This window comes from Pseudomonas sp. KH_040, assembly GCF_057839305.1.
This window is the reverse complement of record NZ_CM174487.1, coordinates 5,317,235-5,339,706: the sequence shown is the minus strand read 5'-3', so window position 1 is coordinate 5,339,706 and position 22,472 is coordinate 5,317,235. Positions and strand designations below refer to the sequence as shown.

Sequence of the window (22,472 nt, the reverse complement as noted above, 5' to 3'; positions counted from 1 at the left end):
TTGGTCGGATGCTTGGGCTGAAACATTTGCTAAAGCAAAGTGCTGGGTTATAAATAAGTTTCGAGCGACGCAGGAAGCCTCCGCATGGAATCGAAAGAAAAACTGTTAATGGAACTGTTGGGCCACACGGCTCGCTCTCTGACTCATCTCACCGCGTCAGTCACTTCAATGTCATTCGAACTGCTGCGCAGCGAAGACGAAGTGGTGAAGAGTGCCGGCCGCCACATGATTGATCGCATGGCGACTATCAGCGCCGGGCTCGACGAGCATTGGCGGTTGATTGGCGAACTGACCGGCGTCCATGTCGCCCACGAGCAGATCGAAACCATTCAGGAAATCCAGTTGGCGGCACCGCCTCAGCTCCCTTCCAGTTAAACGTGGCGATCTATCGGCTCTCCTGATAGTCGTCGATTCACAAGACGAACGTCGCTGGCGCCTGGACGGCGCCGGGGCCATAGTTTTGTTCCCGCGGGCGTGATTGTCCGCCCAGAACAAGACAGAGACTGGCCATGACCAAGACTCTCCATCACCGTGCCTGCCACCTGTGCGAAGCCATTTGTGGGCTGACCATCGAGACCACCGAAACCGATGGCCATGTTGCGATCACCTCGATCAAGGGTGATGCCCTCGACACCTTCAGCCGTGGCCACATCTGCCCCAAAGCCGTGGCCCTGCAAGACATCCAGAATGATCCGGACCGCCTGCGCCAGCCAATGCGTCGCGTTGGTAGCGAGTGGCTGCCGATCGAGTGGGACGAAGCGTTTGCGCTGGTGGCCGAGAAACTGGCGGCGATTCAGGAACGTCATGGCCAGAACGCTGTGGCGGTCTATCAAGGCAACCCGAGCGTGCATAACTACGGGCTGATGACCCACAGCAATTATTTCCTCGGTTTGCTGAAGACGCGCAATCGCTTCTCGGCGACCTCGGTCGATCAGTTGCCGCACCACTTGAGCAGTTACTTGATGTACGGCCACGGCTTGCTGCTGCCGATTCCGGACATCGATCACACCGACTTCATGCTGATCCTCGGCGGCAATCCGCTGGCCTCCAACGGCAGCATCATGACCGTGCCAGATGTTGAGAAACGTTTAAAGGCAATCCAGGCGCGCGGCGGTAAAGTCGTTGTGGTTGATCCACGACGCAGTGAGACGGCGGCGATGGCTGATCAGCATTTGTTCGTGCGTCCGGGGGGCGATGCGGCGCTGTTGTTTGGTGTGCTCAACACCTTGTTCAGCGAAGGGCTGACCCGCGACAGTCATTTGCCGATTGATGGTCTGGACGACGTACGCGCGGCGGTGGCGGCGTTCACGGCGGAGGCGATGAGTCCGTTGTGCGCCGTGCCAGCCGAGCAGATCCGCCAATTGGCACGTGACTTCGCTGCTGCGCCGAGTGCGGTTTGCTATGGGCGCATGGGTGTTTCAACCCAAGCCTTTGGCACCTTGTGTCACTGGGTCGTGCAATTGATCAATCTGGTCACTGGCAACCTCGACCGGGTTGGCGGCGCGTTGTGCACCGAGCCGGCCGTGGATCTGGTGGCGTCGACCTCGGGCGGGCATTTCAACAAATGGCAGAGCCGTGTCTCGGGTCGTCCTGAATACGGCGGCGAGTTGCCGGTCTCGGCGCTGGCCGAAGAAATGCTCACTGAAGGCGACGGCCAGATCCGTGCGCTGATCACTGTGGCCGGCAATCCGGTGTTGTCGACGCCGAACGGGCGGCAACTGGAGCAAGCGCTGGACGGCCTGGAGTTCATGGTCAGCATTGACCTCTACATCAACGAAACCACGCGCTACGCCGATCTGATCCTGCCGTCGACCTCGGCGCTGGAGAATGATCACTACGACACCACCTTCAATCTGTTCGCGGTGCGCAACGTCACCCGCTTCAACCGCGCGATCCTCGCCAAGCCTGAGGGTGCTTTGCATGACTGGGAGATCTTCGTCGGTCTGGCCAAGGCCTTCGCCGAGAAGACCGGTAAAGAACTAAAACCGACCATGCCGCCGGCGAAGATGATCGACATGGGCCTGCGCATGGGCCTGTACGGTGACGCCTCTGAGCAGAAACTCTCGTTGGCGACATTGTTCGATCATCCGCACGGGATCGATCTGGGGGCGCTGAAAGCGAATCTGGCGTCGCGGCTGAAAACGCCGAATCAGCGAGTGCAGGCCGCTCCGCCAGAGATTCTCGCTGACCTTGCACGTTTCGCTGCCTTGCAGGCGCCAGCCGCCGATGAGCTGTTGATGATCGGCCGCCGCCACGTACGCAGCAACAATTCGTGGATGCACAACTATCACCGTCTGGTGAAGGGCAAGCCGCGCCATCAACTGCTGATGCACCCGGATGACCTTGCCAGTCGTGGGCTCAACGATGGTCAGTTGGTGCGCGTCAGTTCACGGGTTGGCCAGATCGAGGTGGAAGTGCTCGGCAGTCTGGACATGATGAAAGGCGTGGTCAGCCTGCCGCACGGCTGGGGCCATGCGCGGCCGGGTGTGCAGATGGCGATTGCCAGTGGTCAGCCGGGCTCGAGTGCCAATGATCTGACCGATGAATGCCAGCTTGATGAATTGTCGGGTAATGCGGCCCTTAATGGTGTGCCGGTGACGGTGGCGGCGGCCTGAATGTGACCGTCGGGGAGACCGAGCATGGCGCTCGGGATTCCGTTACAATGCGTCACCGTGCCGACCCATGAGTCGGAAAGTTCAGCCGAGGTGCTCCATGGATATCATCGAAACGATTAAAGAGCAGATTGCCAACAACACCATTCTGCTTTACATGAAAGGCTCGCCGAATGCCCCACAGTGTGGCTTCTCCGCGAAAGCTGCGCAGGCTGTCATGGCTTGCGGCGAAAAGTTTGCGTACGTGGACATCCTGCAGAACCCGGAAATCCGCGCCAACCTGCCTAAATACGCCAACTGGCCGACTTTCCCGCAACTGTGGGTCGGCGGTGAGCTGGTCGGCGGTAGCGACATCATGACCGAGATGGCTGCAGACGGTTCGTTGCAAACCACCATCAAGTCGGCTGTTGAAGCGGCAGCGGCGAACAAGTCCGAAGCCTGATCGGCCAGGTCTCATGCGACAGCTGCTGCTTCTGTAGGAGCTGTCGAGTGAAACGAGGCTGCGATCTTCTGATCTTCAGCCAATAAAAAGCCCCGCCACTCGAAAGAGGGCGGGGCTTTTTAGTGCGTTCGAAAAGTTACTGCAAGTTGCCGGTGCAATCTGAAAAGATCGCAGCCTGCGGCAGCTCCTACTCTTCGCCCATCTGCGATTGCAGATAGTTCTCAAGACCGACTTTATCGATCAGGCCCAGTTGGGTTTCCAGCCAGTCGATATGTTCTTCTTCGGATTCGAGAATGTCTTCCAGCAGTTCACGGCTGCCGAAGTCGCCAACGGTTTCGCAATGCGCGATCGCGGTCTTCAGGTCAGCATGGCCGGTCTTCTCGATACGCAGGTCGCACTCCAGCATTTCCTTGGTGTGCTCGCCGATGTGCAGCTTGCCCAGGTCCTGCACGTTCGGCAGGCCTTCGAGGAACAGGATGCGCTTGATCAGCTTGTCCGCGTGCTTCATCTCGTCGATGGATTCTTTGTATTCGTGCTTGCCGAGCTTGTTCAGACCCCAATCTTCGTACATGCGCGCATGCAGGAAGTACTGATTGATCGCGACCAGCTCATTGGCAAGGATCTTGTTGAGATGCTGGATGACTGTAATGTCGCCTTTCATGATCGGAGTCCTGCCCTGTAATAGCTGTATATACGGCAGAGTTTGAGCTTCGCACTTATAAGTGTCAAACCTAAGTTATTGAATAATATATGAAAATTAATCGGAATAAGAATGTTTGTGTTCCGCGTCTGGACGCTAAGCAATTGATTTACAGGCATAAAAAAACCGGACATAAGTCCGGTTCTTTGAAATGGGGTGTTATTACGCAGCAGTAAATTCTACCGGATAGGGGATCGCGGCCTGAGCGGTTTGCAGCTTGGTCAGGGTTTCGCGGACCACTTCCTTGGCAAGGCAGGCACATTTGCCGCATTGGCTGGCGACGCCGGTGGCCTGGCGAACTTCTTTATAGCTGCAGCAACCTTCATAGATCGCTTCGCGGATCTGTCCGTCGGTGACGCCAGTGCAGAGACAAACATACATAAGTGAGAACCGTCGCTGGTTGTGACTCAATTGCGATGGATCTTAATGTTAACGAGAATGATTGTCAAAGTGCTTTCGGAACGCTTCAGCCGATTAACAGCCATGACTGACGAACGGTATTTACTGGCGATTTGCCTGGCCCCGTAAATGCAGCGCCGTTCTGCGCCTGCTTTGAAAAACCGTTAAGGACAGGCCAAATTCGCAGTGTATGATGGTCGGCCCTTGCGAAGGGGGTTCGTGTCACAGGGCTGTCGCCTGAGGGTGGCAGGCTGGCGCGGACCCTGAACTTCAAGTTTTTACACCAGGAGATATCAATGAGCGTACTCGTAGGCAAACAAGCCCCTGACTTCACCGTCCCGGCCGTACTCGGCAATGGCGAGATCGTTGACAGCTTCACCCTGTCCTCGGCCATCAAAGGCAAATACGGCCTGGTGTTCTTCTACCCACTGGACTTCACCTTCGTCTGCCCGTCCGAGCTGATCGCTCTGGACAACCGCATGGCCGACTTCAAGGCGCGCAACGTTGAAGTGATCGCTGTGTCGATCGACTCGCACTTCACTCACAACGCATGGCGCAACACGCCTGTGAACAATGGCGGCATCGGCCAGGTGAAATACACCATGGCTGCCGACATGAAGCACGACATCGCCAAGGCCTATGACGTTGAATCCGAAGGCGGCGTAGCTTTCCGTGGCGCGTTCCTGATCGACGACAAAGGCGTTGTCCGCTCGCAGATCATCAACGACCTGCCGCTGGGCCGTAACATGGAAGAGCTGATCCGTCTGGTCGACGCTCTGCAATTCCACGAAGAGCACGGCGAAGTCTGCCCTGCCAACTGGAAAAAAGGCGACAAAGGCATGAACGCTTCGCCAGAAGGCGTTGCTGCATACCTGACCGAGAACGCTGCTGCCCTGTAAGGCGCAACGTCGAGGTACAAAAAAACCGGCCCAAGTGGCCGGTTTTTTTATGCTCGGGATTGTGGGCAGCAATCTCTTGGCATTATTTGTTTCAAATGCCCGGGAAAAAATACTGGATGACTGAACAGTGGTTGGATAGGGTGATGGTCGAGCGATAACGGGTGAAGAGGGCGATTACCCTGGCCTGAATCGCGCCTCACTTCAGTAAGGACGGTGCAATGGATTGCATGATGCAGAAGGGGATTCAAATGCCGAGTAGCTTGGACGTTGCGGATTATTTCCTCTGCCTGGAAGGGCATGAGGGCGAGATCTCCAATCTCAAGATTCAAAAAATGGTTTATTACGCGCAAGGGTTCAGTCTGGCAGTCCATGGCGAGGCTCTCTTCCCTGAGAAGCTGGAAGCGTGGATGCACGGGCCAGTGGTTCCGGATCTGTATCGAAGATTCAGCCAATTTGGATCGAGTGCCATTCCTCCTCCAAGTGATTTCAATCCCGATGTTTTCAGTACCAAACAACAAACTCTGCTCAACGAAGTGTTCGACGTTTATGGCCAATTCTCGGCGTGGAAACTGCGTCAGTTGACGCATGAAGAGGCTCCATGGCGTAGAAACTTCAAGGAAGGGGAGTTCAGCCGAGAAATTCCCGCCTGCGAGATGCAGGAGTATTTCCGGGAGCATTTGGTGAACTGAAAAATGGCCAAGTTCAAACGCAGGGAACGCGATGCGGCGGTGATAGTAACGGCACGGACGTCCACAATCGAAATGGACTCATCGGAAGCCCGACCTCCGGTTTTCTCATTTGAGTATTTGCAGAATGGCTGGTGCATTCAGGATTGTGAGGCCGTCGAACGGTCGAAAATGCTTGAGCGTCTCAGGATCCTGGGAAAGATGCCTTGGAGAGAATTGCGCAAGGAGCATAGGCATCGGTATGGATGTGAAACAATTGCGAGAAACAGCCTGAAAGTGGGAATACCTGCTTTTTTAACAGGTGATGTCAGGTTGTTGGTGTTTCGGGCTTTCGAGCGTGTAGCGATGGTGGGTTACAAGAACCATCGGGTGTTTTACGTCGTGTGGATTGATCGAGAATTTAAGCTCTATAAGCATTAACAAAAAAACCGGCCCAAGTGGCCGGTTTTTTTTATGCGAGGGATTTACTCAACGAGGATCAGTCGTCGAAATCTTCCCAGCCGCCCATCTGTTTCCAGCGGTTGACGATGCCGCAGAACAGCTCAGCGGTTTTCTCGGTGTCGTAACGCGCTGAGTGCGCCTCACGGCCGTCGAAATCGATGTCGGCAGCCTGACAGGCTTTCGCCAGTACGGTTTGACCGTATGCCAGACCGGCCAGCGTCGCGGTGTCGAAGCTGGAGAACGGGTGGAACGGGTTGCGCTTCATGTCCAGCCGCGCAACGGCCGCGTTGAGGAAGCCAAGGTCGAAGCTGCTGTTGTGGCCGACCAGAATCGCGCGCTTGCAGCCATTGGCCTTCAACGCTTTGCGAATGCCACGGAAGATGTCGGTCAACGCGGTTTCTTCGCTGACGGCCATGCGCAGTGGGTGATCGAGCTTGATTCCGGTGAACTCCAGCGCCGCTGCTTCGATGTTGGCGCCTTCGAACGGCTCAACGCGGAAGAAGTAAGTGTGATCCGGGTAAACAAAACCCTTTTCATCCATGGCGATGGTGGTCGCGGCAATCTCCAGCAACGCATCGGTGGCCGAGTTGAAGCCGCCGGTTTCTACGTCGACGACAACCGGCAGGTAGCCGCGAAAGCGTGCTGCCATCGGGTGACGGGAACCGCCACCGCCACTTTGACCGTCCAGTTCGTCGTCGAAATGGTCTTCACTCACGCGTGTTCCTCCAGCAGGCGCCAGCGCAGTTTTTCACCGGCGCGCAGCGGGATAACGGTCAGCTCGCCGAATGGCAGGCTGGTCGGGGCGGTCCATTCTTCACGGACCAGGGTGATGCGATCGGTGTTTGCCGGCAGGCCGTAGAAACGCGGACCGTTGAGGCTGGCGAAGGCCTCGAGCTTGTCCAGCGCGTTACGCTGTTCAAAGGCTTCGGCGTACATCTCGATGGCGGCGTACGCGGTGTAGCAGCCGGCGCAGCCGCAAGCGGCTTCCTTGGCGTGCTGCGCGTGCGGCGCCGAGTCGGTACCGAGGAAGAACTTCGCGCTGCCGCTGGTGGCGGCATCGAGCAAGGCTTCCTGATGCGTGTTGCGCTTGAGGATCGGCAAGCAATAGAAGTGCGGCCGAATCCCGCCCACCAGCATGTGGTTGCGGTTGTACAGCAGGTGATGCGCAGTGATAGTCGCGCCAACGTTGGCCGAAGCCTCGTTGACGAACTGCACGGCATCGCCGGTGGTGATGTGTTCGAACACCACTTTCAGCGTCGGAAAACGCTCGACCACGCGGCGCATGTGCTCATCGATGAAAATCTTTTCGCGGTCGAACACATCGACGTCGCCACGGGTGACTTCACCGTGGATCAGCAGCGGCATGCCAACTTCGGCCATGGCCTCGATCGCCGGCAGAATCTTGTCGATGCTGGTCACGCCGGAGTCGGAATTGGTGGTTGCGCCGGCCGGGTACAGCTTGGCGGCGTAGACAAAACCACTGGCCTTGGCTTCACGAATTTCTTCGGGCTGGGTGCGGTCGGTGAGGTACAGCACCATCAGCGGCTCAAAGCGACTGCCGGCCGGGCGGGCAGCGAGAATCCGCTGGCGATAGCCGTCGGCTTCAGCGGCGTTGCGCACCGGAGGTACCAGGTTGGGCATGATGATCGCGCGGCCAAAAGTGCGCGCAACATCGGCAACGGTATTGGTCAACACGGCACCATCGCGAAGATGAATGTGCCAGTCGTCGGGACGCAGCAGGGTCAGGCGGTCGGACATGAGGGGATTCCAGGCGGGTCAAACTGAGGCGAATGCTACCGGAAAAGACTCTTGCAGGCACTCGCTATCAAGTTTTGCGGGAACCTTCCGATATCCCGTAGGTATGCCGTAAACATAGTGTGAATCGGTCTTTGTGTTTCAGAAGCCAATGGAGCCTCCCGTGCGCCAGCGTTATTTAGCCTTGCTCAGTGTGTTTGCCAGCTTTCCCGCGATGGCGCTCACGTACCAGACCCGTCTGGAGAACATTGAGTGGACGGTCGCCGGCGACAAGTTCGAATGTCGTCTGACCCAGCCGATCACCGATTTCGGTTCGGGTGAGTTCGTGCGCAAGGCCGGCGAGCAGGCGATATTTCGTCTGAATGCCTACAACGCCATGCTTGGCGGCGGTTCGGCGACGTTGCTGGCGGCGGCTGCGCCTTGGCAGCCGGGTCGTGGTGACATCAATCTCGGCTCTGTGAGGCTTGGCAGTGGCAACGTGCTGTTCAGCAGTTCGCAGTCGCAGGCCGGCGGTTTGATCAGCGGCCTGCTGGACGGACGGAGCCCGGTCGTGCGTCGCGCGTCTGGCGATGGCCGTGTCTCGGAAGTGCGTTTATTGCCGGTGAAATTCAGCAAGGCGTTTAACGACTATCAGACCTGTGTAGCGAAATTGCTGCCGCAGAATTTCGACCAGATCAAGCAATCGCAGATCGGCTTCCCCGGCGAAGGCGTTGATCTGGACGCCGCCGCCAAGGCCAAGCTGCAAGTGATGCTCGAATTCATGAAGGCCGATCCGACGGTCAATCACATCGAACTCGATGGCCATTCCGACAACAGCGGTAATCGTCTGACCAACCGTGAACTGTCGCGCCGCCGAGCGCTGGCAGTGGTCGACTTCTTCAAGGCCAATGGCATCGCCGAATCGCAGATCACAGTACGTTTCCATGGTGAACAATACCCATTGGTTCCGAACACCAATGCGGCCAACCGGGCGAAGAACCGTCGGGTTGCGGTGAAGCTTGCACGCGTGGCGCCAACCACCGCTCCAGCGCCTCAGGCGAGCACCCCAGCCAGCACTGCAGCGACTTCCTGACCCGCCGGTCATCGTCGCGCTGTCGACAGATTCTGTCGCTTTGTCGTCTTAAGCTGTCGCGCCTCTGTAAATTATCGCGTTTGAGCGGTAGACTCCTCGGCTTTCCGTAGAACCCCGTGGAGTGATGGCATGGCGGACGTAAACAAGGTCGTTCTGGCGTATTCCGGCGGCCTGGACACTTCGGTGATCCTCAAGTGGCTGCAGGATACTTATAACTGTGAAGTGGTGACCTTCACCGCTGATCTCGGTCAAGGCGAAGAGGTCGAGCCGGCCCGCGCCAAGGCTCAGGCCATGGGCGTCAAAGAAATCTACATCGACGATCTGCGCGAAGAATTCGTGCGTGATTTCGTGTTCCCGATGTTCCGCGCCAACACCGTTTACGAAGGCGAGTACCTGCTGGGTACTTCCATCGCACGTCCGCTGATCGCCAAGCGTCTGATCGAAATCGCCAACGAAACCGGCGCTGACGCCATTTCCCATGGCGCTACCGGTAAAGGCAACGACCAGGTGCGTTTCGAACTGGGTGCCTACGCACTCAAGCCTGGCGTTAAAGTGATTGCCCCTTGGCGTGAGTGGGACCTGCTGTCCCGCGAGAAGCTGATGGACTACGCCGAGAAGCACGCGATCCCGATCGAGCGTCACGGCAAGAAGAAGTCTCCGTACTCGATGGACGCCAACCTGCTGCACATCTCCTATGAAGGCGGCGTGCTGGAAGACACCTGGACCGAGCACGAAGAAGACATGTGGAAATGGACCGTCTCCCCGGAGAACGCTCCTGACAAAGCGCAATACCTGGAACTGACCTACCGCAACGGCGACATCGTTGCACTGGACGGCGTCGAAATGACTCCGGCCACCGTGCTGGCGACACTGAACAAAATCGGTGGTGCCCACGGTATCGGCCGTCTCGACATCGTCGAGAACCGTTACGTCGGCATGAAGTCCCGTGGTTGCTACGAAACCCCGGGCGGCACCATCATGCTGCGCGCTCACCGCGCCATCGAATCGATCACCCTGGACCGCGAAGTCGCTCACCTCAAAGACGAGCTGATGCCGAAATACGCCAGCCTGATCTACACCGGTTACTGGTGGAGCCCAGAGCGTCTGATGCTGCAGCAGATGATCGACGCTTCGCAGGTCAACGTGAACGGCGTTGTGCGCCTGAAGTTGTACAAAGGCAACGTGATCGTCACTGGCCGCAAGTCCGACGATTCGCTGTTCGATTCCAACATCGCGACCTTCGAAGAAGATGGCGGTGCTTACAATCAGGCTGACGCTGCGGGCTTCATCAAGCTCAACGCGCTGCGCATGCGCATTGCTGCCAACAAGGGCCGCAAGCTGTTCTAAGCGTTGCAGACTGACGTGCAATGAAAAGGGCGGCCTTGTCATCGAGACAAGGCCGCCCTTTTTGCTTGATTCTTTGGCGGTTTCTGTTCGGGTCATGTTCAGGTTTTCGCACGTGTGGCAACGACTCTGCCTTCATGCTCGCCCCAGTAGTGTCACCGCTTGTGAGCAAAGGTTATAAACAATACACAGCGTGTTGCCAGAGCCTTTTTTTATGTGCCTGATTTGCAGCAGTGCATTTTGCGTCAGTAAAACATCGGACACATGATTGGAAAGAAAGACGACCACACGGGCAGTTTTCCTGTCCAGGTTGCGGATATTTTCCACTATCGTGGCTAACTCTCTCGATGCATCGACATCCCTGGCGTCTATGAGATGGAGATTGCTGATCGACGCGGGCAACTGAATGTTGTGCTGAACAATCAGGCTCGGTTTTGCGTTGATGTCCGCAGGCGGGTCAGGTGCGTTGTGTACTTTGCACGAGTCTTTGCATTCGACAGTGCCCGATTCGCTCGGCACGATACAACTGGAGAATCCGAATGTACCTGGTGTGACAGGTTCTTGCATCGAGGTGTTTCGTTTGTTCTCGCGGTCACTGATATCGATTACTTTCAGGAAGTTCTTGTCTTTACCGAAATCGGAAGGTGAATAGAGGGAGCGGTAGTTGAAGTTCAAAGTGATAAAGAAAAGAAATAACAAGTAAAATGGAAAGCTGATCAAGAACCACACATAAATTTCCCTGTCCTCGTTGTCAAGGAAAGGCAGAGACACGGCGGCTGATGTTTCAGAGATGGCCGCAAATATGGCAATGACGGTCATTGGATTGCTAATCTTCTTTTTGATTTTTAGCATGTTTGTACTCTTTGGTCTGGTCTTGCTCATGGTTAATAAGTTCGTATTGTCTGGATGTAGTTAGTGGTGTTTCAGTGTTTATTTTTATAGCAAAATTATAGGGCTTGGTATAAATATCTTGTTTCAGGTGTTTATGTTTTTCTCGACGTTATAATGCCGATGCGACCGCTGTTGCCAGGTGTTTCCAATATCCCGATATTTTTCAGTCGCGCGCATATGCCCCGGCGCCAATGCCGTTCAGGCACAATGAACTGCAGCGACGAGGCGTGTGTTTTTTACCGGTAGTCGTAGTCCGTAACAGGTTGAAAGAGAAATTTTTCCTCCGGCAAAAGCAGATGCGGCGTCGGATGTTTAGAGGGGTAGAGGTTTTTTGTAGGATTAATCCGCGATGGATGTAGGGCATGTCTCTCGATGCAAGTGCGTGTTAACACTGGCATGCCATAGAGCAAGTGACTGGGCTATTGTGCGTGTTCTAAAAATTCGAACAGCGAAACTGGACTTGCCCATGAATAAAGTGCTGATCGTGGATGATCACCCTGTCATTCGTCTTGCGGTACGTATGCTGATGGAGCGTCATGGCTACGAAGTCATCGCAGAAACTGATAACGGTGTGGACGCGTTACAACTTGCTAGAGAACAAATGCCGGATATTGTCATTCTGGACATTGGAATACCAAAACTTGATGGTCTGGAAGTTATCGCACGCCTGACCTCAACGGCCATGCCTATTAAAGTACTGGTTCTGACTTCCCAGGCTCCCGGGCACTTTTCCATGCGCTGCATGCAATCGGGTGCGGCCGGCTATGTGTGCAAACAGCAGGACTTGACCGAGTTACTCAGCGCAATCAAGGCCGTATTGTCCGGCTACAGTTATTTTCCCAATCAGGCTCTGCATACCGTGCGTACCAGTCTGGGCAATGCAAGTGAAGCCGATATGGTGGATCGTCTGTCCGGTCGGGAGATGATGGTGCTGCAGCAGTTGGCGCGGGGCAAAACCAACAAGGAAATTGCCGATGGCATGTTTTTGAGCAACAAAACCGTGAGCACCTACAAGACGCGCTTGTTGTTGAAGCTCAATGCGCGTTCTCTGGTTGATCTGATCGAATTGGCGCAGCGTAATGGTCTGGTCTGAATCCATCGATGGCTGACAGGGTCATGGGCCGATCAAGCTCAGCTAGCCGCACAAAGAGAAAAGCCTCCGGTTCGGGAGGCTTTCAAGTATCAGTCATCAAAATCGTAATCGGCCAATTGCTTTTGCAGTCGGCGCTCCTCAAGCAGGTTGTCGATCGTACGGCGCTTGCTGAGATTGGTCTTGGCGACTTCGACCACAGGTTCGGCGTCATCAGTTTCTGCAGCGATATCGTCATCTACATCCAGTGGCTCTTTGTCGCTACTCATAAGCTAACTCCCGGCTAAGAATGCCTTTGGCGCCCCTTATATCGACATTCCTGCAGCGGGTAAAAAAGATTTTTTCAATCGACTTATCAATTATTCCAATAGCCGGTCAATCGTCAGAAGTTTTGTCTTTGTACTCGCACAAGTCTTCGATCCGGCAACTCCCACACCGTGGCTTGCGGGCCAGACACACGTAGCGACCGTGAAGAATCAGCCAGTGATGAGAGTCGAGCAGGAATTCCTTGGGTACAAACTTCATCAGCTTGTTTTCCACTTCGACCACATTTTTGCCCGGTGCAATGCCGGTGCGGTTGCTGACGCGAAAGATGTGGGTGTCGACGGCCATGGTCAGTTGGCGGAACGCTGTGTTGAGTACGACGTTGGCGGTCTTGCGGCCTACTCCCGGCAAGGCTTCGAGCTCTTCACGAGTTTGTGGAACCACACTGCCATGGCGTTCGACCAGCAGGCGGCAGGTTTCGATGACGTTCTTGGCCTTGCTGTTGTAGAGACCGATCGTTTTAATGTATTCCGATAGACCTTCGACCCCTAAAGCATGGATCGCCGCCGGCGTATTGGCCACCGGAAACAGCTTCGCCGTGGCTTTGTTGACGCCGACGTCAGTTGACTGCGCCGAAAGAATCACCGCGATCAACAGCTCGAACGGCGAGGAGTAGGCCAGTTCGGTCTTTGGCTCCGGATTGTCTTCGTGCAGGCGGCGGAAAATCTCCAGACGTTTTGCTGCATTCATGGGCGATGCGTTTCCTTGGATATCGAGTTCGGGCGATTCCACGCCTGACGGGCCGCGAGCAGCAGACCCAATACAATAAAGGCGCCGGGCAACAGCGTTGTCAGATGCAGCCCAGCGCCGAATAAAACAAGACCGGAGTCATGCTCGAACAGCCCCCGGCCAAGGCTGCCCTGACCGATGAGTTCACGCAGCGCCGCGAGCCCCAGCATCAAACTGCCAAACAATGCGCAAAGTTTGAAGCGCTGGGCCAGCGGTCGGTCGAAGAAACCGTGGTGCTCCAGCACCACGCACTGCAAGGCGATCAATCCGCCATAGAGACCGAACGACTGATGCCACGCCAAAAACCAGCGTTGCGCCAGAAGATCTGCACAACTGCTTAACGTTGCAGCAAGCATGACAGAGGCCAGCAAGGCACTGGCCTCTGTCATGCGCGGGCGCAACGGTGACATGCCCAACGCATAAATGCCCACCACAAGGACAAACATCAAGATCGTCCCCAATGCGCCGGCCAGAGAAACGGTGGTGCCCAGCAATAGCACCAGCATCAGTGAGTTGGACAGGTTCATGCTCCGCTCCCCAATAATGCCGTTCGATGCTCGTCAAAGTAACGCAACGCATCGTGGATCGCGTTGATGGCCGCGCGCGAAGTAATGGTTGCCCCGGCCATTTGATCGAATTGCCCCTGATCTTTTTTCAGTGCCCAGCCAGTGTCATTCGGTTCACCGCGTGATTTACCGGTGAAAACCTGAAGCCAGCGGTTCGGCCAGTCGCCAATCGGCCCGCCGAGTGCCGGGGTTTCGTTTTGCTTGAGGGGTTTCACGCCGAGCAACTTGCCGTTGGCATCGATCGCAATCAGCAATTCAATGGCCCCGGCGTAGCCCTCGGTCTGGTTACGCAGCAACACTGCAACGGTTTGACCATGCTTGGTTGCACGATAACCAGCCGCGAGCGTGCTATGGCTCAGACCTGTATCGGTCAGTGTAATCGGCTGGTCCAGCGGTTGGTTGTCGTAGCTGTCAGCGGGAAGCACGTCGAGCAGTTTACGACTGTCGGCCCAGCGCTGCTCTGCAGCGATTTGCGGTGCACTGCTGCGTTGCAGCAGGTACGTCGCGCCAATGCCGACCACCGCCAACAACAATAACGTCAGTGCGCTGACCGCGCGGTTCATGTGCTCACCTGTGACTGACGACTCGCGGCAAACCGCTCCAGCGCTGGCACGCACAGGTTCATCAGCAGCACCGCAAACGCCACGCCATCCGGGTAACCCCCCCAGGTGCGAATCGCATAAGTCAGCAGTCCGACGCCGACACCGAACAGCAGGCGGGCGAGCGTGGTTTTAGCGCCGGAGACCGGTTCAGTGATGATGAAAAACGCGCCCAGCATGGTCGCGCCACTGAGCAGGTGGAGCAGCGGCGAACCCTGAGAGTCTGACCCGGAGCCATTCCAGAACAGCAGGCTGACAACAAACAGACTGCCGAGCATGCCTGCTGGTGCATGCCAACCGAAGACCCGGCGCTGCAGCAAAAACAACCCGCCGGCGAGAAACGCCAGATTCACCCATTCCCCACCGTGTCCGCCAAAGCGACCGAAGGCCGGATTACTGGTGAACAATTCGTCCATGGTCAGGCTATTGTTGGTGCGCAGGCTGTCCAGCACCGTGGCCTGCGCCCAAGCGTCCGGCGCCTGACCTGCGCCGAATACCTGTTGAAACGTTGCCGTCAGATCCAGGCCATGGGCCGGCCAGTGGGTCATCGGTTGCGGGAACATCACCATGATCAGGGCAAACCCGAGCATCGCCGGATTGAACGGATTTCTACCGACGCCGCCGTAAATGTGCTTGCCGAACAGCAGTCCCGAAGCAACCGCCATCACCGTCAGCCACCAGGGGCAATAAGGTGGCAGGGCGGCCGCCAGCAATGTTGCGCTGACCAACGCACTGCCGTCGCTCAACGCTGGCTGGATGGGCTGTTGACGCAGACGTGCGACGCCGGCCTCGACCATCAGCGCGGCGACGATCGCCAGCAGCAGATTGATCAGCACGCCCCAGCCGTACCACCAGAACAGCGCCAGCAACCCCGGCAAGGCGGCCAGCAGCACCAGCTTCATCGCCTGTTGCAGGCGATTGTCCGGTGTCTCAAGGGGCGACATGATCTTGTACCTGGCGCTCGGCGATTTGCAGGCGGACGCGGGCCTTGTCGAGGATTTCGGTGGGCGTGTCGGCGCGTCGTTCGAGTTTGTTGAGGTCCGCACGGGCGTAGGCCAATTCGGTTTTCAACTGACGAAGCTGGCTGTCGATCGGACGTTTTTCGACGCGCACCAAGTCAGGCAACGGCTGATCGCTTGTGGCTTCGGCGGCGTGCAGGGCCTGTTCGGCGTCGCGCAATGCCTGCTCAAGCGCGGCGATCTGCTCGGGCGCCGCTTCGGCGGTCTGGGCTTCTTTCAGTTCAGCACGACGCATGGCCAACTGGATCTTGGCCCGTTTCAGATCGGCGTCTTTGGCGGGGGCAGGCACGATGGGCGCTGGCGCCGGGTTGCTTTCAAGTTTCGCCAGAGCCTGTTCGGCTGCTTCGAACTGCTGCTGCAACACGATCAGTTGCGTCTGCTGCTCAAATGTCGGCGGATGGCCGAAGGCTTTCAACGATTTGTGCAATTGCGCACGGCTCATCGCCACATCGATCTTGGCTTTCTTCAGCGCCGCATCGGCGGTCGCCGCTTTCTGCGCACGCACCCGTTCCAGTGCCGCCTGTACCGGATCGGTTGCGGCCACTTCAGGTTGCACCGTCCGTTTCGCCCGCGCTTCACGCTCAGCCTGCTTCTGTTGTTCTTCGCGTTGCAAGCGCTGGTTTCGGCGCTCGAAGCGTTGACGCGCGTGATCGCGTTTGGCCGCGCGCGCGCGCTGTTCTTCAAGACTGAAGGCCAGACCGCCCACGACCGGCAATGTGCCGAGCGGCAGCGGGTGCATTTCGATGCAATCGACCGGGCATGGTGCGACACACAGATCGCAACCGGTGCACTCGTCAATGATCACCGTGTGCATCAGTTTCGCCGCGCCGACAATCGCGTCGATCGGGCAGGCCTGAATGCACTTGGTGCAGCCAATGCATTCGGCCTCACGGATGAACGCCACTTGCGGCGGCGCCGAACCGCGACTGATGTCCAGTTCCAGCACCGGTACTTTCAACAGTTCAGCCAGCGCGGCGATGGTTTCGTCACCGCCCGGCGGGCACTTGTTGATCGGCTCGCCCTCGGCGATACCTTGTGCATAGGGCTTGCATCCGGGATGGCCGCACTTGCCGCATTGAGTCTGCGGCAGAAGGGCATCGATGCGTTGAATCAGACTCATGTTTTGATCAGTCCACTGAATCCGAGAAAAATCACTGCGATCAATCCGGCGCTGATCAGATCGATCGGCAAGCCGCGAAAGGGCAGGGGAATATCGTTGTCGGTCGTGCGTTCACGCAAATCCTGAAACAGGCTCAGCACCAGCCAGAAACCCAGTCCGGCACCGAGGCTCAGCGCTGTCGTCTGCAGCAGACCGCGATCGTTTTGCGCGTTGATCAGCGCCAGCCCCAGTACACCGGCATTGCCCAGCAACAGCGGCCATAACCCGTCAAAAGGCAACTTTGGCAGCCAGCGCGCCAGCAGCTTTAACAGCGGCGTGATCAGCAATACGCTCAGCGGCAGAAACACGAACAGGCGCAGGAACTCAAGTTGCAGCGGCACCAGCAGCCAATGCCAGATCGCGTAACCCACTACGCCTGTGATCAACATCAGACACAACGTCGCCAGCCCCAACGCATGCACCTGACGACGACTGCCCGCCAACAGCGGATCGACGCCCAGCGGCCAGTGCAACACGAAGTTGTTGAGCAGTGCAGCACTGATGAGCGTAAGCACAAGTTCGGTCATGGTTCTGCCAGCGAAACGGGCGGGTGTCTCTAAAGGTTAGGCATTATCCGGCCAGATATGAAAAATCCCACAGGCATGCCGGGCACGCCTGTGGGATCAATTGACCGCCAACTGTTACTTGATGCGCTGACCTGGCTTGGCGCCGCTGTCCGGGCTCAGCAGGTAAATCTCTTCACCGCCAGGGCCGGCCGCCATCACCATGCCTTCGGAGATACCGAACTTCATTTTCCGTGGCTTGAGGTTGGCGATCATCATGGTCAGGCGACCGTCGAGTTTGGACGGATCCGGATAAGCGCTCTTGATCCCGGAGAACACGTTGCGCTGCTCGTCACCGATGTCCAGCGTCAGGCGCAGCAGCTTGTCAGCACCTTCGACGTGTTCGGCTTTGACGATCAGCGCGACGCGCAGGTCGATGGCAGCAAAAGCATCGAAGTCGATTTCCGGCGACAGCGGGTCCTTGGCCAGTTCGCCATTGCCCGCTGGGGCCGCGGCACCGGTGTCGGTCTGGCTGGCGGTGAGGTCTTCTTTCGAGGCGTCGCTCATGGCTTGTACTTTTACCGGGTCGATGCGGGTCATCAACGGTTTGAATTCGTTCAACTGGTGGTTGGCCAGCAGCGTGGTGTGGTCGTTCCAGGTCAGCGGGGCGACGTTGAGGAACGCCTCGGCATCGGCGGCCAACAGCGGCAGCACCGGTTTGAGGAAGATCACCAGTTGGCGGAACAGGTTGATGGCGGTGGCGCAGATCGCCTGGACTTCATCCTGTTTGCCTTCCTGTTTGTTCAACGACCACGGCGCCTTGTCGGCGATCCAGGCGTTGGCGCGGTCGGCCAGAGCCATGGTTTCACGCATGGCACGGGCGAAGTCGCGGGCCTCGTAGGCGTCGGCAATGCTTGGCGCAGCAGCGAGGAAAGCCTCGGTCAGCTCTGGCGCGGCATTGGTGCCGACCAGCAGGCCGGCGTTGCCTTTCTGGATGAAACCGGCGCAACGGCTGGCGATGTTGACCACTTTGCCGACCAGGTCGGAGTTGACCTTCTGCACGAAATCTTCGAGGTTCAAGTCGAGGTCATCGACGCCACGGCCCAGTTTGGCCGCGTAGTAATAGCGCAGGTATTCCGGCGACAGGTGATCCAGGTACGTACGCGCCTTGATGAAGGTGCCGCGCGACTTGGACATCTTCTGGCCGTTGACGGTCAGATAGCCGTGCACATTGATGCCGGTCGGCTTGCGGTAGCCCGCGCCTTCGAGCATCGCTGGCCAGAACAGCGCGTGGAAATTGACGATGTCCTTGCCGATGAAGTGGTACAGCTCGGCGGTGGAATCCTTGGCCCAGAACGCATCGAAGTCCAGCTCCGGCGTACGGTCGCAAAGGTTCTTGAAGCTGGCCATGTAGCCGATCGGGGCGTCCAGCCACACGTAGAAATATTTGCCCGGCTCGCCCGGGATCTCGAAACCGAAATACGGCGCATCGCGGGAGATGTCCCACTGTTGCAGGCCGGCGTCCAGCCATTCAGCGATCTTGTTGGCGACGGCGTCTTGCAAGGTGCCGCTGCGGGTCCAGGTTTGCAGCATTTCCTGGAAGTCTGGCAGTTTGAAGAAGAAGTGCTGGGAATCCTTGAGCACCGGGGTGGCGCCGGAGATGGCCGACTTCGGATCCTTCAGATCGGTCGGGGCGTAGGTCGCACCGCATTTTTCGCAGTTATCGCCGTACTGGTCTTCGGTACCGCATTTCGGACAGGTGCCCTTGATGAAGCGGTCGGCCAGGAACATTTTCTTTTCCGGGTCGAAGTACTGGGTGATCGAGCGCTGGGCGATGTGCCCGGCGTCACGCAGCTTGATGTAGATCTGGCTCGACAACTCACGGTTTTCTTCGGCGTGAGTGGAGTGGAAGTTGTCGAAATCAACCAGGAACTCGGCAAAGTCGGCGCTGTGTTCAGCCTGCACGTTGGCGATCAGTTGTTCCGGGGTGATGCCTTCCTTTTCCGCGCGCAGCATGATCGCCGAACCGTGGGCGTCGTCGGCGCAGACGTAAATGCATTGATTGCCGCGATGCTTCTGGAAGCGCACCCACATATCGGTCTGGATATATTCCAGCATATGGCCAAGGTGAATCGAACCGTTGGCGTAGGGCAGGGCGCTGGTGACGAGGATCTTGCGTGGTTCGGACATGTGGGGCTTCGCTACTTGATGAAACGGAGGTCGGCCACTATAAAGCGCCGGGCAAGATATTTCACCCCTGCAAATCGTTGCCGGGCATGCCGTCCGGAGGATAGAAGGGGTAGGATACCCGCCATCTTTTCCCAGTCTTGTTATCGGAGTTGCCCATGAGCGCCATCACTCGCGCAGCGGTGGAAGCCGTCCTCAGCCAATACACCGACCCTTACCTGAACCAGGACCCGGTCAGCGCCGGTTGCGTGAAGCACATCGAGATCGTCGGTGATCGCGTCAACGTGCAGCTGGAAATCGGTTATGCCGCTGGCCTGTTCAAAAGCGGATGGGCGCAAATGCTGCAATTGGCCATCGAGAACCTCGACGGTGTCGCGGCCGCGAAAGTAGAAATCAATACAGTTATCGCTGCGCACAAGGCGCAGGCGCAGATTCCGGGGCTGGCCAACGTCAAGAACGTGGTCGCCGTGGCCTCCGGCAAGGGCGGTGTGGGCAAGTCGACCACCGCCGCCAACCTCGCACTGGCCCTGGCCCGCGAAGGCGCCAAGGTCGGGATTCTCGACGCCGATATCTACGGCCCGAGCCAAGGCATCATGTTCGGCATCCCCGAGCGCACCCGCCCGGAGGTCAAGGATCAGAAGTGGTTCGTGCCGCTCAAGGCTCACGGTGTAGAAGTCATGTCGATGGCGTTTCTGACCGACGACAACACGCCGATGGTCTGGCGCGGGCCGATGGTCTCCGGCGCGCTGCTGCAACTGGTTACGCAAACCGCGTGGGGCGATCTGGATTATCTGGTCATCGACATGCCGCCAGGCACCGGCGACATTCAACTGACTTTGGCGCAAAAAGTCCCGGTGGCCGGCGCGGTGATCGTTACCACACCACAGGATCTGGCCTTGCTCGACGCGCGCAAAGGCGTGGAAATGTTCCGCAAGGTCAACATTCCGGTGCTGGGCGTGGTGGAAAACATGGCCGTGCACATTTGCTCGAACTGCGGGCATGCCGAGCATCTGTTCGGTGAGGGCGGTGGTGAAAAACTGGCGACCCAGTACGGCGTTGAACTGCTGGCTTCGCTGCCTCTGTCGATGCTGATCCGTGAACAGGCCGACGGCGGCAAGCCAACGGTGATCGCCGAGCCGGACAGCCAGATTGCCATGGTCTATCAGGAACTCGCCCGCCACGTCGGTGCGCGGATTGTGTTGCAGGAAGCGGCGACACCGGCGATGCCGAACATCACCATCAGCGACGATTGATACATCAGCAACACCGATAACCCTGTAGGAGTGAGCCTGCTCGCGATAGCGGAATAACATTCAACAGATTTGTTGAATGAATGACCGCAATCGCGAGCAGGCTCACTCCTACATTTGTTTTGTGTTGGCAGTTAGATACGCAAGCCGCCATCCATCTCCAGAATCCGCCCGGTGTAGTAGTCGTTCTCGAAGATATACGCCGCCGAGTGTGCAATCTCTTCCGGCTTGCCCATGCGCTTGAGCGGGATCCCCGCGGTCATCTTCTCCAGCGCTTCCGGTTTCATGCCCAGGGTCATCTCGGTCTCGATGAAGCCCGGCGCGATACCCGCCACCCGAATGCCGTAACGCGCCAGCTCTTTGGCCCAGGTCACTGTCGCTGCAGCAACACCGGCCTTGGCTGCCGAATAGTTGGTCTGGCCAACGTTGCCTGCTCGAGAAATCGACGAGATGTTGATGATCGCGCCAGTGTTCTTCAGCTCGACCATTTTTGCCGCCACCTCACGGGTGCAGAGGAATACGCCGGTCAGATTGACGTCGATGACGGCCTGCCACTGGGCCAGGCTCATCTTGGTCATTTCGCCGTCCTTGACCTTGAGCAGCAGGCCATCACGGAGGATCCCGGCGTTGTTGATCAGGCCGTGGATCGCGCCGAAATCAGCGGCGACCTGAGCGACCATGTTTTCGACCTGCTCTTCATCGGCCACGTTGCACAGATAGCTGCGCGCCTCCACGCCCTTGGCCTTGCAAGCCGCGACCGCGTCGTCGAGTTTTTCCTGATTGAGGTCGACCAGGGCGAGCTTCGCGCCTTTGCCGGCGAAATACTCGGCCATCGAACGGCCCAAACCCTGGCAACCGCCAGTGATAATGATTACTTTGTCGTTGAGTTGCATTCGCATGCCCCGATAGCAGGTCTGAGTAGTTGTTGTTTTCAGCGACTCCCGATCTGCACCGGCCGTAGCTGGTTTGCACATGAGAATTGCCCGCTGGCGTGACGGGGACTTGATCCCGTGCGCCCGTCCGTTTTTTCGACGGATTCTATTTAAGGAGTCATAAATTGAGCGTTGAAGTGGCGAAGAATGCCCGAGAATTGCTTCTCAAGGAATACCGTGGAGTGCTGTCGACCCACTCCAAATCGATGCCCGGTTTTCCTTTTGGCTCCGTGGTGCCGTACTGCCTGGACGAGCAGGGCCGGCCGCTGATCCTGATCAGCCGCATTGCCCAGCACACCCACAACCTGCAAAAAGACCCGAAATGCTCAATGCTCGTCGGCGAGCGCGAGGCCGATGATGTGCAAGCCGTTGGTCGCCTGACCTACCTGGCCGAAGCGCAAAAGCTCGAAGACGCGGCTGCCATCGAAGCGGCCGCCGAGCGTTACTACCGTTATTTCCCCGATTCGCAGAACTACCACAAGGCCCACGATTTCGACTTCTGGGTGCTGACCCCGGTGCGTCATCGCTACATCGGTGGTTTTGGTGCGATTCACTGGGTCGATCAACTGACCCTGGCCAATCCGTTCGCCGGCAAGGCCGAGATCAGCATGGTCGAGCACATGAACAGCGACCACGGCAAAGCCATCGCGCACTACGTCGACCTCGCCGGTCTGCCGAAAACTGCGCCGGCGCAACTGGCCGGGATCGACACAGAAGGCATGCACCTGCGCATCGGTCAGGCGCTGTACTGGCTGCCGTTCCCAGCACCTTGTAATACGCCGACACAAGTGCGCGAAGCCCTGGTTTCATTGGCTCATGCCGAGGTCTGGCCAAAAAATGCTGTGGCCGACGCTTGAATTCACGAAAGGGCGA

25 protein-coding genes are annotated in these 22,472 nt (G+C 57.6%); 11 read left to right on the top strand and 14 right to left on the bottom strand.

Features of this window, described 5'->3' with window-relative positions; translation table 11 throughout:
- Positions 1 to 84 precede the first annotated feature (84 nt).
- The 3 genes from AC3IUF_RS23750 to grxD all read left to right on the top strand — a co-directional run bounded on the left by AC3IUF_RS23750 (position 85) and on the right by grxD (position 3,054).
- A complete protein-coding gene (locus AC3IUF_RS23750) occupies positions 85 to 375 on the top strand; it encodes a hypothetical protein (protein WP_007916677.1) in 291 nt (96 codons plus the stop codon).
- A gap of 134 nt (positions 376 to 509) precedes the next feature.
- Positions 510 to 2,615 (top strand): molybdopterin oxidoreductase family protein, encoded by a 2,106-nt coding sequence (locus AC3IUF_RS23745; RefSeq protein ID WP_007916675.1) that lies wholly within the window; start codon positions 510 to 512, stop codon positions 2,613 to 2,615.
- 97 nt (positions 2,616 to 2,712) lie between these two features.
- The gene (grxD, locus tag AC3IUF_RS23740; RefSeq protein ID WP_007916674.1) at positions 2,713 to 3,054 is read left to right on the top strand and encodes a Grx4 family monothiol glutaredoxin; all 342 of its coding nucleotides are present in this window, start codon (positions 2,713 to 2,715) and stop codon (positions 3,052 to 3,054) included.
- A 187-nt stretch (positions 3,055 to 3,241) separates the two neighbouring features.
- Here the strand turns inward: grxD and bfr are convergent, their stop codons facing one another.
- Both bfr and AC3IUF_RS23730 read right to left on the bottom strand, forming a co-directional pair.
- A complete protein-coding gene (gene bfr, locus AC3IUF_RS23735; protein ID WP_007916671.1) occupies positions 3,242 to 3,715 on the bottom strand; it encodes a bacterioferritin in 474 nt (157 codons plus the stop codon).
- Positions 3,716 to 3,916: 201 nt separating this feature from the next.
- Entirely contained in the window at positions 3,917 to 4,135 is a 219-nt protein-coding gene (locus tag AC3IUF_RS23730; protein ID WP_003227725.1) for a bacterioferritin-associated ferredoxin, read from the bottom strand.
- 314 nt (positions 4,136 to 4,449) lie between these two features.
- Here AC3IUF_RS23730 and AC3IUF_RS23725 point away from each other — a divergent pair, with 314 nt between their 5' ends.
- The 3 genes from AC3IUF_RS23725 to AC3IUF_RS23715 all read left to right on the top strand — a co-directional run bounded on the left by AC3IUF_RS23725 (position 4,450) and on the right by AC3IUF_RS23715 (position 6,158).
- Positions 4,450 to 5,052: a peroxiredoxin gene (locus AC3IUF_RS23725; protein ID WP_003227723.1), complete on the top strand. Its 603-nt coding sequence runs from the start codon at positions 4,450 to 4,452 to the stop codon at positions 5,050 to 5,052.
- 218 nt (positions 5,053 to 5,270) lie between these two features.
- Positions 5,271 to 5,741: a Panacea domain-containing protein gene (locus tag AC3IUF_RS23720; RefSeq protein ID WP_007916669.1), complete on the top strand. Its 471-nt coding sequence runs from the start codon at positions 5,271 to 5,273 to the stop codon at positions 5,739 to 5,741.
- A 3-nt stretch (positions 5,742 to 5,744) separates the two neighbouring features.
- The gene (locus AC3IUF_RS23715) at positions 5,745 to 6,158 is read left to right on the top strand and encodes a hypothetical protein (RefSeq protein WP_414917060.1); all 414 of its coding nucleotides are present in this window, start codon (positions 5,745 to 5,747) and stop codon (positions 6,156 to 6,158) included.
- 58 nt (positions 6,159 to 6,216) lie between these two features.
- Here the strand turns inward: AC3IUF_RS23715 and rnt are convergent, their stop codons facing one another.
- Together rnt and pyrC are read right to left on the bottom strand one after the other, a co-directional pair.
- Complete coding sequence (gene rnt / locus AC3IUF_RS23710; RefSeq protein WP_007916667.1) at positions 6,217 to 6,894, bottom strand: ribonuclease T; 678 nt, start codon at positions 6,892 to 6,894, stop codon at positions 6,217 to 6,219.
- The gene (gene pyrC / locus AC3IUF_RS23705) at positions 6,891 to 7,937 is read right to left on the bottom strand and encodes a dihydroorotase (protein ID WP_007916661.1); all 1,047 of its coding nucleotides are present in this window, start codon (positions 7,935 to 7,937) and stop codon (positions 6,891 to 6,893) included. Before pyrC ends, rnt begins: the two co-directional genes overlap by 4 nt.
- 160 nt (positions 7,938 to 8,097) lie before the next feature.
- Between pyrC and AC3IUF_RS23700 the strand changes: the two genes are divergently transcribed.
- Positions 8,098 to 9,006: a flagellar protein MotY gene (locus AC3IUF_RS23700; protein ID WP_007916659.1), complete on the top strand. Its 909-nt coding sequence runs from the start codon at positions 8,098 to 8,100 to the stop codon at positions 9,004 to 9,006.
- Between the two features lie 129 nt (positions 9,007 to 9,135).
- Entirely contained in the window at positions 9,136 to 10,353 is a 1,218-nt protein-coding gene (locus tag AC3IUF_RS23695) for an argininosuccinate synthase (protein WP_007916658.1), read from the top strand.
- 132 nt (positions 10,354 to 10,485) lie between these two features.
- On the opposite strand, the gene AC3IUF_RS23690 is transcribed toward AC3IUF_RS23695, so the two are convergent.
- Positions 10,486 to 11,202, bottom strand: coding sequence for a hypothetical protein (locus AC3IUF_RS23690; protein WP_007916657.1), 717 nt, complete (start codon positions 11,200 to 11,202; stop codon positions 10,486 to 10,488).
- Between the two features lie 505 nt (positions 11,203 to 11,707).
- Here AC3IUF_RS23690 and AC3IUF_RS23685 point away from each other — a divergent pair.
- Complete coding sequence (locus tag AC3IUF_RS23685; RefSeq protein ID WP_007916656.1) at positions 11,708 to 12,334, top strand: response regulator transcription factor; 627 nt, start codon at positions 11,708 to 11,710, stop codon at positions 12,332 to 12,334.
- 89 nt (positions 12,335 to 12,423) lie between these two features.
- Here the strand turns inward: AC3IUF_RS23685 and AC3IUF_RS23680 are convergent, their stop codons facing one another.
- The 8 genes from AC3IUF_RS23680 to metG form a co-directional block, all read right to left on the bottom strand.
- Entirely contained in the window at positions 12,424 to 12,600 is a 177-nt protein-coding gene (locus tag AC3IUF_RS23680) for a PA3496 family putative envelope integrity protein (RefSeq protein ID WP_007916654.1), read from the bottom strand.
- A 106-nt stretch (positions 12,601 to 12,706) separates the two neighbouring features.
- On the bottom strand, positions 12,707 to 13,345 hold the full coding sequence (nth, locus tag AC3IUF_RS23675; RefSeq protein WP_007916652.1) for an endonuclease III: 639 nt from the start codon (positions 13,343 to 13,345) through the stop codon (positions 12,707 to 12,709).
- Complete coding sequence (locus AC3IUF_RS23670; RefSeq protein ID WP_489279462.1) at positions 13,342 to 13,911, bottom strand: Rnf-Nqr domain containing protein; 570 nt, start codon at positions 13,909 to 13,911, stop codon at positions 13,342 to 13,344. The genes nth and AC3IUF_RS23670 overlap by 4 nt, the downstream gene beginning before the upstream one ends.
- Entirely contained in the window at positions 13,908 to 14,513 is a 606-nt protein-coding gene (locus AC3IUF_RS23665) for an RnfABCDGE type electron transport complex subunit G (protein ID WP_489279460.1), read from the bottom strand. Before AC3IUF_RS23665 ends, AC3IUF_RS23670 begins: the two co-directional genes overlap by 4 nt.
- Positions 14,510 to 15,493 carry an RnfABCDGE type electron transport complex subunit D gene (locus AC3IUF_RS23660; RefSeq protein WP_489279458.1) on the bottom strand — a complete coding sequence of 328 codons (984 nt, stop codon included), beginning with the start codon at positions 15,491 to 15,493 and terminating at the stop codon, positions 14,510 to 14,512. Before AC3IUF_RS23660 ends, AC3IUF_RS23665 begins: the two co-directional genes overlap by 4 nt.
- Entirely contained in the window at positions 15,480 to 16,688 is a 1,209-nt protein-coding gene (gene rsxB, locus AC3IUF_RS23655) for an electron transport complex subunit RsxB (RefSeq protein WP_489279456.1), read from the bottom strand. The genes AC3IUF_RS23660 and rsxB overlap by 14 nt, the downstream gene beginning before the upstream one ends.
- Complete coding sequence (locus AC3IUF_RS23650) at positions 16,685 to 17,254, bottom strand: electron transport complex protein RnfA (protein WP_414893165.1); 570 nt, start codon at positions 17,252 to 17,254, stop codon at positions 16,685 to 16,687. The genes rsxB and AC3IUF_RS23650 overlap by 4 nt, the downstream gene beginning before the upstream one ends.
- Positions 17,255 to 17,368: 114 nt before the next feature.
- Positions 17,369 to 19,420, bottom strand: coding sequence for a methionine--tRNA ligase (metG, locus tag AC3IUF_RS23645; protein ID WP_007916615.1), 2,052 nt, complete (start codon positions 19,418 to 19,420; stop codon positions 17,369 to 17,371).
- Positions 19,421 to 19,575: 155 nt separating this feature from the next.
- Between metG and apbC the strand changes: the two genes are divergently transcribed.
- A complete protein-coding gene (apbC, locus tag AC3IUF_RS23640; protein WP_007916614.1) occupies positions 19,576 to 20,670 on the top strand; it encodes an iron-sulfur cluster carrier protein ApbC in 1,095 nt (364 codons plus the stop codon).
- A 131-nt stretch (positions 20,671 to 20,801) separates the two neighbouring features.
- On the opposite strand, the gene AC3IUF_RS23635 is transcribed toward apbC, so the two are convergent.
- Positions 20,802 to 21,560 carry an SDR family oxidoreductase gene (locus AC3IUF_RS23635; protein WP_489279454.1) on the bottom strand — a complete coding sequence of 253 codons (759 nt, stop codon included), beginning with the start codon at positions 21,558 to 21,560 and terminating at the stop codon, positions 20,802 to 20,804.
- A gap of 164 nt (positions 21,561 to 21,724) precedes the next feature.
- Between AC3IUF_RS23635 and AC3IUF_RS23630 the strand changes: the two genes are divergently transcribed.
- The gene (locus tag AC3IUF_RS23630; protein WP_489279452.1) at positions 21,725 to 22,456 is read left to right on the top strand and encodes a HugZ family pyridoxamine 5'-phosphate oxidase; all 732 of its coding nucleotides are present in this window, start codon (positions 21,725 to 21,727) and stop codon (positions 22,454 to 22,456) included.
- Positions 22,457 to 22,472: the final 16 nt, after the last annotated feature.

Bases quoted from the DNA above. Each gene is read 5' to 3' on its own strand.
- AC3IUF_RS23725 (WP_003227723.1), top strand. From the start codon at position 4,450: ATGAGCGTACTCGTAGGCAAACAAGCCCCTGACTTCACCGTCCCGGCC.
- AC3IUF_RS23750 (WP_007916677.1), top strand. From the start codon at position 85: ATGGAATCGAAAGAAAAACTGTTAATGGAACTGTTGGGCCACACGGCT.
- AC3IUF_RS23680 (WP_007916654.1), bottom strand. From the start codon at position 12,600: ATGAGTAGCGACAAAGAGCCACTGGATGTAGATGACGATATCGCTGCA.
- AC3IUF_RS23695 (WP_007916658.1), top strand. From the start codon at position 9,136: ATGGCGGACGTAAACAAGGTCGTTCTGGCGTATTCCGGCGGCCTGGAC.
- pyrC (WP_007916661.1), bottom strand. From the start codon at position 7,937: ATGTCCGACCGCCTGACCCTGCTGCGTCCCGACGACTGGCACATTCAT.
- AC3IUF_RS23720 (WP_007916669.1), top strand. From the start codon at position 5,271: ATGGATTGCATGATGCAGAAGGGGATTCAAATGCCGAGTAGCTTGGAC.
- apbC (WP_007916614.1), top strand. From the start codon at position 19,576: ATGAGCGCCATCACTCGCGCAGCGGTGGAAGCCGTCCTCAGCCAATAC.
- AC3IUF_RS23745 (WP_007916675.1), top strand. From the start codon at position 510: ATGACCAAGACTCTCCATCACCGTGCCTGCCACCTGTGCGAAGCCATT.
- AC3IUF_RS23690 (WP_007916657.1), bottom strand. From the start codon at position 11,202: ATGCTAAAAATCAAAAAGAAGATTAGCAATCCAATGACCGTCATTGCC.
- AC3IUF_RS23715 (WP_414917060.1), top strand. From the start codon at position 5,745: ATGGCCAAGTTCAAACGCAGGGAACGCGATGCGGCGGTGATAGTAACG.
- AC3IUF_RS23660 (WP_489279458.1), bottom strand. From the start codon at position 15,493: ATGTCGCCCCTTGAGACACCGGACAATCGCCTGCAACAGGCGATGAAG.
- metG (WP_007916615.1), bottom strand. From the start codon at position 19,420: ATGTCCGAACCACGCAAGATCCTCGTCACCAGCGCCCTGCCCTACGCC.
- grxD (WP_007916674.1), top strand. From the start codon at position 2,713: ATGGATATCATCGAAACGATTAAAGAGCAGATTGCCAACAACACCATT.
- nth (WP_007916652.1), bottom strand. From the start codon at position 13,345: ATGAATGCAGCAAAACGTCTGGAGATTTTCCGCCGCCTGCACGAAGAC.
- rsxB (WP_489279456.1), bottom strand. From the start codon at position 16,688: ATGAGTCTGATTCAACGCATCGATGCCCTTCTGCCGCAGACTCAATGC.
- AC3IUF_RS23670 (WP_489279462.1), bottom strand. From the start codon at position 13,911: ATGAACCTGTCCAACTCACTGATGCTGGTGCTATTGCTGGGCACCACC.
- AC3IUF_RS23665 (WP_489279460.1), bottom strand. From the start codon at position 14,513: ATGAACCGCGCGGTCAGCGCACTGACGTTATTGTTGTTGGCGGTGGTC.
- AC3IUF_RS23685 (WP_007916656.1), top strand. From the start codon at position 11,708: ATGAATAAAGTGCTGATCGTGGATGATCACCCTGTCATTCGTCTTGCG.
- AC3IUF_RS23635 (WP_489279454.1), bottom strand. From the start codon at position 21,560: ATGCAACTCAACGACAAAGTAATCATTATCACTGGCGGTTGCCAGGGT.
- AC3IUF_RS23730 (WP_003227725.1), bottom strand. From the start codon at position 4,135: ATGTATGTTTGTCTCTGCACTGGCGTCACCGACGGACAGATCCGCGAA.
- bfr (WP_007916671.1), bottom strand. From the start codon at position 3,715: ATGAAAGGCGACATTACAGTCATCCAGCATCTCAACAAGATCCTTGCC.
- AC3IUF_RS23650 (WP_414893165.1), bottom strand. From the start codon at position 17,254: ATGACCGAACTTGTGCTTACGCTCATCAGTGCTGCACTGCTCAACAAC.